General features: G+C 54.0%; 14 protein-coding genes. 8 read left to right on the top strand and 6 right to left on the bottom strand.

Features of this window, described 5'->3' with window-relative positions:
* Window positions 1-69: 69 nt before the first annotated feature.
* From JD108_RS13985 to JD108_RS13955, 7 genes are all read left to right on the top strand, one after another.
* A complete protein-coding gene (locus JD108_RS13985) occupies window positions 70-837 on the top strand; it encodes an MCP four helix bundle domain-containing protein (protein WP_198826672.1) in 768 nt (255 codons plus the stop codon).
* 96 nt (window positions 838-933) lie between these two features.
* Window positions 934-2,127 carry a transposase gene (locus JD108_RS13980; RefSeq protein WP_198826671.1) on the top strand — a complete coding sequence of 398 codons (1,194 nt, stop codon included), beginning with the start codon at window positions 934-936 and terminating at the stop codon, window positions 2,125-2,127.
* 113 nt (window positions 2,128-2,240) lie between these two features.
* Complete coding sequence (locus JD108_RS13975) at window positions 2,241-3,200, top strand: methyl-accepting chemotaxis protein (RefSeq protein WP_198826670.1); 960 nt, start codon at window positions 2,241-2,243, stop codon at window positions 3,198-3,200.
* A 139-nt stretch (window positions 3,201-3,339) separates the two neighbouring features.
* Complete coding sequence (locus JD108_RS13970; protein ID WP_198826669.1) at window positions 3,340-3,930, top strand: TetR/AcrR family transcriptional regulator; 591 nt, start codon at window positions 3,340-3,342, stop codon at window positions 3,928-3,930.
* A gap of 42 nt (window positions 3,931-3,972) precedes the next feature.
* Complete coding sequence (locus tag JD108_RS13965; protein ID WP_198826668.1) at window positions 3,973-5,163, top strand: HlyD family secretion protein; 1,191 nt, start codon at window positions 3,973-3,975, stop codon at window positions 5,161-5,163.
* Window positions 5,156-6,337 (top strand): ABC transporter permease, encoded by a 1,182-nt coding sequence (locus JD108_RS13960; protein ID WP_198826667.1) that lies wholly within the window; start codon window positions 5,156-5,158, stop codon window positions 6,335-6,337. The genes JD108_RS13965 and JD108_RS13960 overlap by 8 nt, the downstream gene beginning before the upstream one ends.
* Window positions 6,338-6,426: 89 nt before the next feature.
* The gene (locus JD108_RS13955) at window positions 6,427-6,927 is read left to right on the top strand and encodes a DUF3907 family protein (protein ID WP_198826666.1); all 501 of its coding nucleotides are present in this window, start codon (window positions 6,427-6,429) and stop codon (window positions 6,925-6,927) included.
* 60 nt (window positions 6,928-6,987) lie between these two features.
* On the opposite strand, the gene JD108_RS13950 is transcribed toward JD108_RS13955, so the two are convergent.
* The 6 genes from JD108_RS13950 to JD108_RS13925 all read right to left on the bottom strand — a co-directional run bounded on the left by JD108_RS13950 (window position 6,988) and on the right by JD108_RS13925 (window position 13,199).
* Window positions 6,988-7,581 (bottom strand): NAD(P)H-dependent oxidoreductase, encoded by a 594-nt coding sequence (locus JD108_RS13950; RefSeq protein ID WP_198826665.1) that lies wholly within the window; start codon window positions 7,579-7,581, stop codon window positions 6,988-6,990.
* A 12-nt stretch (window positions 7,582-7,593) separates the two neighbouring features.
* Window positions 7,594-8,994, bottom strand: coding sequence for a S8 family peptidase (locus tag JD108_RS13945; RefSeq protein ID WP_198826664.1), 1,401 nt, complete (start codon window positions 8,992-8,994; stop codon window positions 7,594-7,596).
* 93 nt (window positions 8,995-9,087) lie between these two features.
* A complete protein-coding gene (locus JD108_RS13940; protein WP_198826663.1) occupies window positions 9,088-9,861 on the bottom strand; it encodes a Cof-type HAD-IIB family hydrolase in 774 nt (257 codons plus the stop codon).
* Window positions 9,862-9,964: 103 nt separating this feature from the next.
* A complete protein-coding gene (locus tag JD108_RS13935) occupies window positions 9,965-11,080 on the bottom strand; it encodes an ABC transporter ATP-binding protein (protein WP_198826662.1) in 1,116 nt (371 codons plus the stop codon).
* Window positions 11,081-11,194: 114 nt separating this feature from the next.
* The gene (locus tag JD108_RS13930) at window positions 11,195-12,208 is read right to left on the bottom strand and encodes a PucR family transcriptional regulator (RefSeq protein ID WP_198826661.1); all 1,014 of its coding nucleotides are present in this window, start codon (window positions 12,206-12,208) and stop codon (window positions 11,195-11,197) included.
* Between the two features lie 43 nt (window positions 12,209-12,251).
* Window positions 12,252-13,199, bottom strand: a complete 948-nt coding sequence (locus JD108_RS13925; protein ID WP_198826660.1) for a metallophosphoesterase — start codon at window positions 13,197-13,199, stop codon at window positions 12,252-12,254.
* Between the two features lie 167 nt (window positions 13,200-13,366).
* Here JD108_RS13925 and acsA point away from each other — a divergent pair, with 167 nt between their 5' ends.
* Window positions 13,367-15,082, top strand: coding sequence for an acetate--CoA ligase (gene acsA, locus JD108_RS13920; RefSeq protein ID WP_198826659.1), 1,716 nt, complete (start codon window positions 13,367-13,369; stop codon window positions 15,080-15,082).
* Window positions 15,083-15,143: the final 61 nt, after the last annotated feature.

Below are 15,143 nucleotides of genomic sequence, written 5' to 3'. Positions count from 1 at the left end.
CCTGAAGTTATTCTCGGGGATTCGCCCCTTTTTTTACATATGGCCCGAAAGCAGTCCAAGGAGGCACAGATGAAAGCGACGATTGGAACCAAATTAATGGCAGGTTTCCTCTCTATTTCCATTCTATTAATGGTGAGCAGCGGCATTACTTTTTATTACATGAAAAATATCCAATCCTCCTATTCTGATCTACTAGAAAGGGTCTCCGTAATCCTCAGCAATACGCAAGAGGTGAAATTTCATTCCGCTCAGCAGATTAGCTATTTAAGAGGATATTTGCTCAACCGAGACCAAGAACTTCTGGAGAAGCTCCAAGCCTCTAATCAAGAGGTAAGCCAATTAATCAGCAATACGATCCCACTCATTCAGGTGGAAGAAGTCCATGGCGGGATGACTCAATTGCAGGGGTTGAACGGGATTTTTAAAGAATCTGCTGATAAAGTCATACGCTTGGCCAAAGAAGATCTGCCTGCGGCCGTTACCCTGGCTGAAGCGGAAGCGATCCCTTTTGGCATCGAAATGAGCGCACAAGCGATACAAATCGCAGCTCTAGAACACCAGATCGTGGAGAAAGCGAGCAGAGAAAACGCGAACAATGTAGAGACATTGATTCGAACGATGATGCTGGCGAGTGTCACTGCCGTCATTCTCGCCGTATGGATCGGGATGACGATCTCCAGAAAAATATCAAAGCAAATCCAAATCGTATCGCAGGCTCTCGGACAAGTGGCGAAAGGTGACTTGTCGGTGGAGGAAATCACGCAAAAAAGCAAGGACGAAATCGGCGATTTGGTCACCTCTCATAATCGAGCATTTTGCATAAATCTAAGCCCTTGATAGGCAAGGATTTTCAAACATAAAAAAGGGACTTCACCCCGACTTGGAGAAGTTTTCAAGTGATCAAACCAGAAAACCCAAGGGGGGGAAGTCACCTTGTATATTCTCCAAGAAAGTCTGTTTTCCTTCGAAGAACTACTAAAAATGCAATCCAAAGAGCGATTGCCGATCTTTTTTGGTGTGCTGGATCTTCGTCCTTACGCCAAGGAACTAAGAAGTCGTTCACCCCGAGGCGCTGACGGTCATTGCAGGGAAGGTATTTTGCGGGCGCTTTTGGCGGCACCAATTGAGCACATTCATACGTTTACCGCCCTGCATCATCGCTTGGAAACCGACCTTCGTTTTCGCTACCAATGCGGACTTTCGCTTGATCGTGAAGCACCGTCTGTCTCCACATTAAGCCGAGTGTTTGCCGAACTTACAAAGAAAAACTTAGCTCAGCAACTGTTTGAGGATTTGGTCAAACGCTGCCAGGAAGACGGAGTCATCGACGGCAGTCACGTGGCGATCGACAGCGCCGCCATCCATGCTTACGAAAAGAAGCAGCCCAAACGCAAAAGCGAGCAAACCGGCAATGCAAATTGGGGCGCGAAGTTCGATTCTTTTGGCAACAAGATCACCTGGTTCGGCTATAAGCTCCATCTTGCTGTCGATACGAAAAGCGAGCTGCCGTTAGCGCTGGAGATCACGCCGGCGCATGTAAACGACGGCGAAAAGGCACCTGGTTTGATTCGAAAAATCGCCTCCAAAGCCAATACGCGATTTTTCATGCTTGATGCGGGCTATGATCAACTGAAAGTGTACGAAGCTGCCCGCAATGTGAGAGCGCAAGCGATCATTCCGCTTAACCCACGCGGCGAGAAGGAACCGCCTGCCGGGTTCACATCGAACGGAACGCCTTGCTGCTCGATGGGATTCGCGATGACCTATTGGGGAGCCGACGGAGATGATTTGAAGTTTCGTTGCCCGCACGCAACAGGCAAAGTCGAATGCCCGCTAGGCATGGCTGCATGCTCGTCTTCCAACTATGGCATGGTGGTCAAAATTGACATAAAGGATGACCTACGGCGATTTAGCAGCCCGCATCGGGATACGAAGCGCTGGAAGGAGCTATACAACGAACGGACAAGTGTGGAACGTTGCAACTCCAGATTAAAATCGTATCTCACAGCGAATGACCTGCATGTCTGGGGCATCCAGAAAGTGACGACACATCAGTATTTGAACGCTATCGTACTACTTATATCCGCCCTTGCCGCCGCTTGCAAGCAAAAGCAAATAGCTGCTTAAAAACGGAAAAACGAAAATTCTGCAGGTATGCCCATTTTTGGAAATGAACCTATTTCATAACCAAAGAGCCTTCAGATTTTGACTTTCTGTAACTAAAATCGGAATTATGCAAAATGCTCAATCAAATGATTCGCGACGTTCGAAATATCCTGACCACAATTATGCATACCTTCTCCAGTGTGACAGCTACCTCTGAAGAACTGGCCGCGATCTCGGAGCAAAGCTCCCGGGCCATTCAATTGTTGGCGGAGTCTGGATCCGAGCTCGCGCAAGGTTCCGAAAAACAGGTAAACGCTGTAATCGATTCGGTTGCCATCTTGGAGCAGTTCTCGGCGGGACTGGAGCAAATAGAGGACAACTGTCGAAGCATGTCCAACCTGTCTGTTATCTCCTCTGAAAATTGCGAGAAAGGCAAAATCGTGGTCCGGGAAGCACTCGTACAAATGAAGCAAATCCAGGATTCTGTCCAGGACTCCGCAACCATTATCAATCAACTCGGTCAGCATTCCCGAGAGATTGAGGGTATTGTTACCTTTATTACCGATATCGCCAATAAAACGAATATGCTTGCCCATAACGCAGCGATTGAATCCGCGCATGCTGGTGCACATGGCCGCGGCTTTGCTGTGATTGCAGAGGAGGTCCGCAACCTTTCTGAGGAATCCAAAGCATCCACCAAACAAATGGCCAGCTTGCTCTCCCTCATTCAAAGCGAATCACTGGAAGCCGTTGCATCCATGCAGGAAAATACAAGCAAGATCGCGCGAGGATTGGAAAAAACTCAACAAGCCAGCGAATCATTCGATACGATTCAAGCATCCGTTGAAAATGTTACTGGAAAAGTACAAGTGGTGAATAGAGCCGTAGAGGAAATGTCGAAAGCGAGTAAACAGCTTGTTCAAGCTGTCGAGCTCGTACAAATGATTGCGGAAAAAGGATTGCATCTAAGCCAACAAAATTCTGCCTCTGCCGAAGAGCAATTAGCTACCATGCAAGAACTGGAAGCCTCTGCGCAGGCGCTCGCCCATCTCGCTGATGAGATGCAGACATTGCTCGCTATATTCAAGTTATAGCGATAGAAAGAGTGGTCGGGTAAAATACGGCCACTCTTTCTCGTTGCATGATTGCTATTGACGAAATAAGGAAAAACCCGTACACTATCTTTTGTACTGACCAGTCAGTCCAAAAATAAAAAAGGAGGCTGAAGGAGGGATGGCACCTTCGAAGAAAGACCAGATTGTCGAAGCGGCTGTACGCGCCTTTGCCCAGTACGGCTACAGCGATACCACGATGGACACGATTGCCGAGGTGGCCGAGGTGGCCAAAGGCACCTTGTACTATCATTTTGCGACGAAGGAAGAATTATTTCTGTACGTCATTGAAAAAGGCGTGAAGATGCTGATCGATTCCGTAGACAGCGTGATGCAGCGAGCGGATTTGTCGCTGGATCAGCGCATGCTTTGTGTACTGGATGAGCATCTTCGCTTCTTTTCCGAGCACCGGGAGCTGTGCCTGTTGCTGCTTAGCTTTTTTACGGGCGATCAGCAGCGGGATCAGACGATCGGACAGCTGTTGTCCGGGTATTTCACTACGATGGAAGGCTATGTGGCAGAACTGCAGCGGGAGGGCCATGTCCGGCCGGATATTGAGGTGCGGACGATGATTTCCGCTTTGTTCGGCATGGCCGGCTTCACGATGCTGCGCAAACAGTTTCGCCAGGAAAACGGGGTTACGGACACGGATCGCCGCACGCTCCATTTGCTGCTGTCGGGTGTGCTGATAGCCGATTCGCCTGATCAATAATTCCGCCCCGTGTAAGAAAGATGGAGAAAGAGGAGAACCGATATGAAGAAACGTGCATGGATAGGAGTATCTGGATTCGTAGTCAGCATTGCTTTGCTCAGCGCCTATCTGATTGGACCGGGGGCTGCCGATGTTGCCGGACAGCGGCCTGTACAGATGGCCGGGGTCATCGAAGGAACGGAAACAGACCTTTCTTTTAAAATGGGCGGCTCCATCGCGGAGATCGCCGTCAAAGAAGGGGACGAGGTAAAGGCGGGGCAACTGGTCGCCACGCTGAACAGCGAAGAACTGCTCGCCAAACGGGAGCAGGCGCAGGCAGCCTATCATCTCGCGCAAGTGAAGCTGGAGCAGGCGAAAAAAGGAGTCGGCCTGACCAGCAGTTCCACCCATGCGCAGGTGAATCAGGCCAAAGCGGCAGTAGATGCGGCCAAAGCCCAGTACGAGGCCAATAAAAACGGGGCGCGCAGCGAAGAAGTGCTGCAATTGAAAGCCAAGCTGCAGGCTGCGCAAACAGCCGCACAAATCGCGGATACTCAACTGGAGCGGATGACCAAGCTATTTGCCGAAGGAGCCGTCCCGCAAGTGAAAGTGGACGAGGCGCGGATGGATCAGGAAAAAGCGGCGGCTGAGCTGAAGGCAGTCGAAGAGCAGTTGAAAATGGCGCAATCGGGGGCGCGCAAAGAGCAGCTGGACGCCGCCAAGGCGCAATGGGCCCAGGCCCAGGCCGCTTACGATCAGGCGGTCGCTGCGAGCGGACAGGTGGGGCTGAAGGAGCTGGATGTGAAGTCCGCGGAAGCCGCTGTCCAACAAGCTAAGGGCGCGCTGGATGAGATCGAGGCTTATCTGAACAACACCCGGCTGACTGCTCCGATGGACGGAATCGTCAAAGCGGTTGCGGTCCAAAAAGGGGAATTGGTCGCACAGGGCTTCACCGTTCTCACCCTGCAAAGCAATGAAAACAATTATGTCAAATTCTATGTGGATGAATACCAGATCGCCGGATTAAACGCAGGGGACACAGCGAAGCTCAGTGTGCCGTCCTTGAACCGGGATACGGAGGCCACGATCACAAGTGTCGCGCCTGCAGCCGATTTTGCAGTGAAAAAAGCGACGCAAGAGCTGGGAGACCGCGATATTCGCTCCTTCCAGGTGAAGATGGAGATCCGCGATCCAGAGCTGCGCCCCGGTCTGAGTGTCGTTTGGAACCTCGAAGGGGCTGGTGAGCGTGAGTAATCTGTCCCGCCTGTTTTGGGAAGAGTGGCAGCGTCTCTTTTCCAACAAGACGATCCGCCTCGTCGTCCTCGTCGTTCCGCTGCTCTACATGACGCTGTTCGGATTTTTGTACAGCGAGAAAAAAGTAACGGAGATTCCGACGGTCGTGGTCGATGCGGATGAGAGCGAACTCAGCCGGGAGCTGTCCCGCGCCTTTGATGCCGATCAGACCTTCCAGGTGACGCATCGGGTGCCTACGGAGACAGAGGCGATGGAATTGATCGACAGAGGCGAGGCGCTGGTTGCTGTCATCATCCCCGCAAAACTGGAGATGGATGCCAAGGCTGGACGTGAAGCGAGTGTGCTGACGGTGATCGACGGCAGCAACATGATGATTTCCAACACCGCTGTCCGGGCCGCCAATACCGTCACCAAAACGATTGCCGCAGGCGTCACGCTAAAAAAGCTGGAGGCCCAAGGCGGTTGGGGGGAAGAAGGGAAAAACCTGTATACCGGGATTGATTACCGCTATCGGGTCCTGTACAATCCGACCTTCAGCTACATGTCCTTCATGGTCTTCGGCTTGGCCGGAACCGTGCTGCAGCAGGTGTTGTTTCTCGGCATCGCGCTTTCTGTCACGCAGCAAAAAGAAGAGGGGACGTGGACCAGAGCAATCGCGGAACATTCCTTTTGGGCGATCGCGGCGAGCAAGCTGCTGCCCTATCTCTTGGTGGCGACATGCAATCTGGTGCTGACATTTACTTTATTGCTAAAGGGATTTGGCATCCCGTACTACGGAAGCGCCGCCCATCTGCTCGTGGTCGGCACCGCCTTTAACCTGGCCGTCCTGGCCATCGGACTGGCGATCTCTTTTTACGCGAAGGACCAGCTGCAGGCCACACAGGCGGCGATGATGATCGCTGTTCCCTCGTTTATGCTGTCGGGGTACACCTGGCCGCTGATGTCCATGCCGACGGTGGTCGCCGCTATTGGGAAATCCTTGCCGCTTACCTATTTTCTCGACGCCGTTCGGGAGATTTTGACCAAGGGGCACGGGCTCTCTTACGTGACGCATCACATGGCGGTCCTTCTGCTGATGACGGTCCTGGGCTTGTTTGCGGCATATGTCACCTACCTTGTCCACAGCAGAAGAGCAGCCTCTTCCATGGGAGAAAGTACAAGCGCGGAGGCGTGATTTGGAGAAAAGAAGTCCTTGAATTGCAAAGAAGCTATCCAGTATACTAATCAAAAAAAGCTGGATTCTTTCAACGCGAGGGGGACATTATGTCAGTGACTCATCTGAAGCAATTGTGCGAAGAGACGTACACAAAGTTGAAAAGAGTGAGCATGGATCTGGAGCGCTTTTTAAATCAAGTTACCTTGACGGGGCTGATTGAAAAGTCCGGTGATCCGGAGGAGTATGAGACTTACTATCGCAGCTACCTTTCCGACTTGCGCCATTTGCTGGTTTACTGTGAGAACGCAAGCGAGAGACTGGGTGTTGCTCTCCGCCGCACGAAGTTCGATGAAGAGTATGCCGAAGAAGTCCTGTATCAGGTCTATCATACCTGTATCACCAATTTCTACTACCCCAAAGGCGAAGTGTACGACGAAGATGGACGCCAGGCCTATACCAATGGCGATGCCATTGTCTTTCGGAAAGAGGTTACCCCTGAGCTGAAACAGCTGACGCTCTCTCTGTCCAAAGTATTCGAGCAGCTTCGCGAAGCGCTCTACTACTACGAAAACGATTACATTGCCAAAAGACGAATGCAGAAAATATAGGAAACGAAAAAACCCTGTGGGCAGGATCTTTCATCCGCGCTGCTCACGGGGTTGTTCATTTTACACGGTGGTTGGCTGGAGCGTCTTTTGAAGCAGATCGTGAACGCTGTTCAGCATCGCATCACGAGCTTGCTCGCTGACGTAGGGCACGGCGGCGAAGTTGTGGTAGACCACATCATAGCCGATCAAGCTCAGGGTGCCGTCCCCCATCTGCTTTTCGACGACCCGATCCAGTCCGCTTGCCTTCATGTCATGCTCGGACTCCCGCGTCGTGGTCATGACTAATGCCTTCTTGCCCCGGAGGAGACCTACCGGCCCTCTCTCCTCATAGCGGAAGGCGAAGCCGTGGGTAAAGACCCGATCCAGATACCCCTTCATAATGGCGGGAGGCGACCACCACCAGATCGGGAAGATCATGACCAAAAGGTCGGCTTCGGTGATCTGCTGCTGTTCTTCTGCGATGTCGGCGCTGACGTCGCCCATCTCGACCCGATGCATGTCCTCTCCGCGAAAAACAGGCTGGAATCCTTGCTGATACAGGTCGCGCACAGCATAGGAGATGCCTTCCTGCTCCAAATATTGTTTGGTTCGCTCCAGTATTTCATGGCAAAAGCTCGTGTATCCTTCGTGGGCAAAAACAATGTACGCTTTCACGGTTTTCCTCCTTTAATCAAAGCCGTAACGGAGCCGCAGGAAGAACTTGTTGAGGAGGCCGCCGATCGTCTCTCGTTCCTGTGTCTTCCGCACTTGTTTTGGGGCAGGCGTAAGTCCGCTCAGTGCGTTGTTTGCATTGATCAGACCGTAGCCGTACAGCATGTCTTTTCCGGGCGGCCCGAGATCATCAGCGGAAGTGCGGATCAATTCCATGACGTCCGTATTTTTCATGCCGGGCCGGACAGAGCGGATCAGCGAAGCCAGCGCAGCGACATGGGGACAGGCCATGGACGTGCCCGACAGAATGGCGTAGTCGCTGTAAATGTATGTGCTGGGAATGTCTACGCCGGGTGCGGCTACGTCGATGTTGTCGCCAAAGTTGGAGAAGTCGGCCCGCTCCCGATTGTGGTCCACCGCTGCCACGGAGAGCACTTCTTCATAGGCAGCCGGGTAACTGGGCTGCTCGCTGGCGTCGTTGCCGGAGGCTGCCACCAGCACGACATTTCGTTCAAAAGCGTAGCGGCAGGCTTCCAGCAAGGCGGCCGAAGAGGTGTAGTTGCCGACGCTGAGGTTGATCACATCCGCGCCGTGGTCGGTCGCCCAGTAAATGCCTTGTGCGATGTCGAAGGCGGACCCCGCGCCGTCAGCGCCGATGGCTTTGATCGGCATCAGCTTGCTGTTCCAGGACATTCCGGCGATGCCGTCCGCATTATTGCTCTTCGCGGCGATGACACCGGCTACATGTGTGCCGTGACCATTGTCATCCTCTGGATGGTTATTGTCTTCCAGCACGTTGTAGCCTTCCACCAGCTTGCCCTGAAATTCGGGGTGGGCCAGATCGATGCCGGTATCCACGATTGCCACAATCACGTCGTTGCTTCCCCGGGTAATCTCCCAGCTTTTTTCCATCCCGATCATGGGCAGGTTCCATTGATAGTCCTGGTAGTACGTATCGTTTGGCACCCGGTTGGGGAGCAGCAGATAGTTAGGCTCCGCGTAGATGGAGTCTGGATGCTCCGCCAGCTTTTTCATCAGCTCCATCGTGGAAAGCGAGCCCGATTTGATGATCATCGCTTGGCCATAATCCCGTTTGACCTTCCCGTCCACCGAGGCGAGCAGTTTGTCGATGGTGGATGGGGCGGGACGCGGGTGAAAGCGAACGACGACCTCATGCTCCACGTAGTGACTTCTGTCCCGCTCATTATGATGCAAGACCTTGATGTGCGAGCGGCTCTCCAGATCGCGGCGGATATCCCGCACCTGTTCGATATAGTTAATTCTCGGGATCGACGTCTCGACCGAGGTGAGGCGGGGGTGAGGCTCACGCATCTCCTGGCTCTCTTGCCAGCTCAAGGGAATCACGGCCAAGCCGACCAACGCGAGGGCGACGACTATCGGGCGAATTACGCGCAAAAAAACTCACTCCCTCCATGCTCTATGGCTATAGCCTGTGCATGGAGGGAGTGATTATGAGACCAAATCGCTGTCAGTTTCTAGCAGAGACCATCAGAGGATGCCCAGCTCACGCAAGCCGTAGGCAATGCCGCCGTCATCCACATGTCTCGTGATCTGACGGGCGTGCGGCTTCAGCTCCTCGTGGGCGTTTCCCATCGCGATTCCCATCCCGACAAAGGATAGCATCTCTTTGTCGTTGAGGCCGTCGCCGAATGCGGCCGCTTCCGCCGGGGTCAGCCCGTAATGGCGAAGCACCGCTTCGATGCCGCGGGCTTTGGAGCCGCTCGGGGGGAGCACATCCAGTACATTTTGATGCCAGCGGACATAGGAGACCGGGTGGGCATCGGTCATATACGTCTTTTCCTCCTGCTCCTTGCAGTAGAGGAATGCTTGATAGATCGGCGCATTCTCCCAATAGCGGGGATGGTGGGCCGGGGGAGACAGCCGCAGATAATGAAACGAGTCAATGACCTCGGGGTGATCTGCCTGATTGGCATAACATTCCTCCGGTCCGAGAAAGACCATCGGATGGCGGTTTGCGCTCGCCGCCGCTTCCAGCCGGGCCAGCGTCTCGGCTGGAAGCGGCGTGTGGTGGATCCGCTTGCCTTGGGCCACGACATAGGAGCCGTTAAAGCTGACGTAGGTATCGATCTCGAGCTCGTCTGCGATCGGCTTCAGATGGTAAGGGGCCCGTCCCGTGGCGATGGCTACCAGCACCCCATTTGCCCGCAGTTCGCGGATGGCTGCTTTGGCATCATCTGGAATTTTGTGAGCCGTGTTCAGCAGCGTGCCGTCGATGTCAAAAAACACAATTTTGTATGGCATCTGTTCTCTTCCTCTCCGTATCCCTTCTGGCGGGAATCTGCTCATCCGTACTCCAATAGAAAAAGGAATGTCGGCAGGGACATTCCTTTTGCCTTTCACGCTCCTAGAATACCGCCATTTCTGTTTCACTGTCAAATACATGGCATTTGGACAAATCCATGCCCAGCTTGACAGTCATGCGCGGTTTCAATCCTTCGCGGGCGTCGACGCGGGCGACCATTTGCGTATCTCCCACATTGGTAAAGTAGACGTACAGTTCGGAGCCCATGTTTTCCACGACGTCGATGACCGCCTCGATCGAGCTGTCAAACGGGTTGGCTTCCATAAACTGATGATCGCTGTAGATATCCTCCGGACGGATCCCGAAAGTGACCTCTTTGTTCAGGTAGCCGCGTTCTCTGAGGACAGCCGCTTTGTCCGGCGGGAAGCTGACGTGCATGTGAGGAGCTTCAAAGGCAAGCTGCTCTCCTTTTTCGACGATCCGCCCTTTAACCAGATTCATGGCGGGCGAACCGATAAAGCTGGCGACAAACTGGTTGACCGGGTGGTTGTAGATGTCGGTCGGGGTCGCTACCTGCTGGATGATGCCGTCCTTCATCACGACGATCCTGTCACCCATCGTCATCGCTTCGGTCTGGTCATGCGTGACATAGATGACCGTGGTGTTCAAGCGCTGGTGAAGCTTGAGGATCTCCGTGCGCATCTGGACGCGCAGCTTGGCATCCAGGTTGGACAGAGGTTCATCCATGAGGAAGACTTGCGGCTCCCGGACGATCGCTCTCCCGAGGGCGACACGCTGCCGCTGCCCGCCGGAAAGCGCTTTCGGTTTCCGATCCAAGAGATGGCCGATGTCCAGAATGCGCGCTGCCTCTTGGATCCGCTTATCGATCTCCGCTTTGGAAAACTTGCGCAGTTTCAGGCCGAACGCCATGTTTTCATAGACGTTCATGTGAGGATAGAGGGCATAGCTCTGGAAAACCATCGCGATATCCCGATCCTTGGGGGCCACATCATTCACCAGGCGGTCGCCAATGTAGAGATTCCCCTCCGAAATCTCTTCCAGCCCGGCGATCATCCGCAGCGTTGTCGACTTCCCGCAGCCGGAGGGACCGACCAGCACGAGGAATTCGCGGTCCTCGATCTCCAGATGAAAGTCATTCACGGCGACCACATCGCCTGCGTACCTTTTATAAAGATGTTCCAAATAGACTCTAGCCATACAGTATCCCCTGCCTCCGCCAGAATTTTTCACCGATTCAATCTTCTCTGCTGTATCCATATCGTAGCAGCCTGGGCAAGCGGCCTCCATCGTCATTTTGTATGAAAGCGTTCCTCATTTTTGACGAAAGAGTAGCAGCAGTTGGAGCAGGACGGCCTCGGAGAATCGCCGGGGGTCCAGCCCCGTCTGTTCGGTCAGTTTGTCCAGGCGGTAGATGAGGGTGCTGCGGTGCAGGAAGAGCTGACGGGCCGTTTCGCTGCTGTTTAAATGTTGCGAAAAAAAAGCCTCCAGCGTCTCCGCCTGCTCCGCGTTCAGCGCAGGCAGGGGCATCATCGCTTCGAGAGAGCGCCGCAGGGTGGCAACCGTCTCAGGCGGGAGCTGGGTGATCCACCGCTCCAGCGGATAGTCCTCTGTACAGGCTACCATCGTCTTGGGCCGATACTTGCGCAGGGCCTCAAGCAGCGCCACGCATTTGCTGACCGCCAACCCCATCAGCGCGGGCTGATCGATCGGCTCTCCGGCGATCACGCGGACATTTTCCATGCATTCCGTCGAGATCAGATCATGCAAGCTAAAGGCCCATTCCATCCGGGCCTCTGGATCCAGCGCTTTTCCCAATGAGGAGACGGGAACGGCCAGCAATAAGCAAGACGGCTGCAGGATAAAATGAGAAGGGGATACCCCCTGGAAAAAGTCGCGCAGAATGGGCAAGAGGGAAGACCAGAGAGAAGCAGCGTCTTCGTGAGAGCGTTCGAGCAGAAATGGCTGTCTCGGCTCCTGCCACGGCCACTGCATATCCAGTCCCTCTGGCGGCGGGGCGGGCTGTCCGGCCGCCACCTTGGAGAGCCACTCCGTCAGCCGCGCTTTCAGCGGCTGGTTGTTGGCGCGGACGGGAGCATCGAAAAAGAGGGAGAGCAGCGCACGGGACGCCTCCGGCCAGGCCTGGCCGAGGATGGCGATTCGGCACATCTCCTCGGCCGTGCCGACGATCACGACCGTCTCCCAGCCGGAACTCTCCAGCTCAAGCCACTGCTTGCCGACCGCTTCTTCGCTCCCGGTCAAACAGGAAATGGGCAGGCCAGTAGCCTGCCGAATCTGTTCTGTCTTTTGATACCAATGCTTGTTCATGCTAACGCACCTCGTCCCAGTCGTCCGATGTGCCTATTATACCTTAATCGATCGCCACGGTGCAGGTCGCCGATTCTGCTGTCGGCAGGGCGTGCACGGGCACGGCTGTGCCCTCCGCTGCGGCCGAGGAACCCCGATGCGAATGGGCCAGCGCGAAGTGCGCGGCTGGCGCCAAGGTGTGCATCGTAATCTCCGGACGAGAGCGCAAGCGGATATTCAAACCAGTCTGTCCCAGGCCTTCGCTGATATAAAAGGGACGGCCGTGGTACTCGTGAAGACCTTTGACCATGCTTAGTCTGGGCAGACGGCCCATCTTGACGAGATGAAACGGCTTTGGCCAGTGAATCTGGCCGCCGTGGAAATGTCCGGACAACAGGTAGTCATACGGATAGTTCTCCATTTCTAAAACGACATTGGGATCGTGGGTCAAGACCAGACGAAGCCCTTCCTCCGGCACGCCGTGAAACGCTTTGCGCAAATCGCTGCGGCGGGTGGCGTAATCGTCCACGCCGATAATGTGAAGAGGCATGCCTTCGAAATCGACGGTCATATTTTCGTTCACCAGTACCTTGCAGCCGATCCGCTTCAGTTCAGTCGTAAGCTGGGCCAGCTTCGGCAGGGGAAGCAAGTAATCATGGTTGCCCAAGACGACAAAAGTGCCGAGCTTCGGCTGCAGAGACATCACCGTCTCTACATAACGAACGGCTTTAGGAATATTTTTATGGCGATCCAGCAGGTCGCCCGTAATCGCAATCAGGTCGATTGGTTGTTCGGCGTAATCGCGGACGATGTTTTCCGCTTTAATCGACAAATTTTCCATGTGCAAGTCCGAGAGATGCAAGATCGACAGCGGCGCATGCCGGTCCGCATGCGGCAACCGATCGGAAGGCGTCAGCTCCAGGTTGACTTGGGTCGCGTTTACATGGAATGTATTGCGGTAGGCGCGAGCAAAGAGGACAACGACGAGAAAAGAAAAGAAAATCCAGGTCATCCCGGATCTCACCTCCGCATATGATTTTTCTAGACTCTATTATAAAGGATTTGGGGCCCGATAGAATAAGTAGGTTTTGGTAGGAGGAATAAGTCAGAAAGTGAAGAATTGTTATGAAAGTTATGTTTTTTAATGAGCCTTTAGCTGCACAAGGAGAGTGAGAGGTAATGAAAGTAGAAATGATTATGCCCGCAGAGGGTAAAAACAACCTGGAAAACTACGAGGAAGCTTATGCGAACTTCGATTGGGCGGAAGTGGAAAAGCAGTTTACCTGGTACGAAACCGGCAAGGTAAACATGGCGTACGAAGCCTTGGATCGACATCTTTTGACAGAACGCAAGGATAAAACTGCACTCCTTTTCAGTGACGGCAAAAGAGAAGAAAGTTACACCTTTGCACAGTTGAGCGAATTGTCCAACAAATTCGGCAATGTCCTCCGCAATCTGGGGATCGCCAAAGGCGACCGTGTATTCGTCTTTATGCCGCGCTCTCCTGAATTGTACGTGAGCTTTTTTGGAATATTGAAGGTCGGCGCCATTATTGGACCGCTGTTCGAAGCATTCATGGAAGTAGCGGTGCGCGACCGTCTGGAAGACAGCGAAGCCGTCGCGATCATAACGACACCGGCGCTGTTGCCGCGCGTGCCTGTAAAAGATTTGCCTCATCTCAAGCACGTCATCGTCGTAGGTGCGGAGGGCGAGCTGGAAGAAGGGCAGATCAGCTATGAAAAGGCCATGAGCGAAGCATCCTCCGATTTTGAGATCGAGTGGGTCGACCGCGAAGACGGGATGATCCTGCACTATACTTCTGGCTCCACAGGCAAACCGAAAGGAGTTCTCCACGTCCATAATGCGATGATTCAGCATCTGCAGACAGGGAAATGGGTTCTCGATTTCCAGGAGGACGATGTATTCTGGTGTACGGCTGACCCTGGCTGGGTGACCGGTACATCGTACGGCATCTTCTCTCCGTGGCTGAACGGCGTGACTAATGTCATTCGCGGCGGACGCTTTTCGCCCGAGGCTTGGTATGAGACGATTGAGAAGTACAAGGTAACGATCTGGTACAGCGCCCCGACCGCTTTCCGCATGATGATGGGGGCGGGCGACGAGATCGTGAAGAGATTCGACCTCTCGTCCCTCCGCCATGTTCTCAGCGTGGGTGAGCCGCTTAACCCGGAAGTCGTCTACTGGGGCATGCGCGTCTTTAACCAGCGCATCCACGATCATTGGTGGATGACGGAGACGGGTGGACATATCGTCGCCAACTTCCGCTGCCTGCCGATCAAGCCGGGCTCCATGGGCAAGTCCTTCCCTGGCATTTACGCTTCGATTATCGACGACCAGGGCAATGAGCTGCCGCCGAATCGGATGGGGAACCTCGCCATCCGCACTCCATGGCCGGCGATGATGAGAAAAATCTGGAACAACCAAGCGAAATTCGATGAGTATTTCCGTTTCCCGGGCTGGTACGTATCCGGAGATTCCGCTTATAAGGATGAAGACGGCTACATCTGGTTCCAAGGCCGCGTAGACGATGTGATTAACACCTCCGGCGAGCGGGTCGGTCCATTTGAAGTGGAAAGCAAGCTGGTCGAGCATCCGGCTGTGGCGGAAGCAGGCGTCATCGGCAAGCCTGATCCGGTGCGCGGAGAGATCATCAAGGCGTTTATCTCGCTGCGTGCTGGCTACGAGCCAAGCGAAGAGCTGATGGACGATATCCGCAAGTTCGTAAAAGAAGGACTGGCGGCACATGCTGCACCGAGGGAAATCGAATTCCGGGACAAGCTGCCGAAGACGCGCTCTGGAAAAATCATGCGCCGCGTCCTGAAGGCGTGGGAGCTGGGTCTTCCCACCGGCGATCTGTCCACGCTGGAAGATTAATCAGCGAAGAAAGAGTATCGCGAGCCACATCGGACAATCGGATGAACAGCGAAAACTCCTG

This window comes from Brevibacillus composti (genome assembly GCF_016406105.1).
GTDB lineage: Bacteria > Bacillota > Bacilli > Brevibacillales > Brevibacillaceae > Brevibacillus > Brevibacillus composti.
The sequence above is the reverse complement of the archived record's forward strand: the minus strand, read 5'-3'. Positions and strand labels throughout refer to the sequence as shown.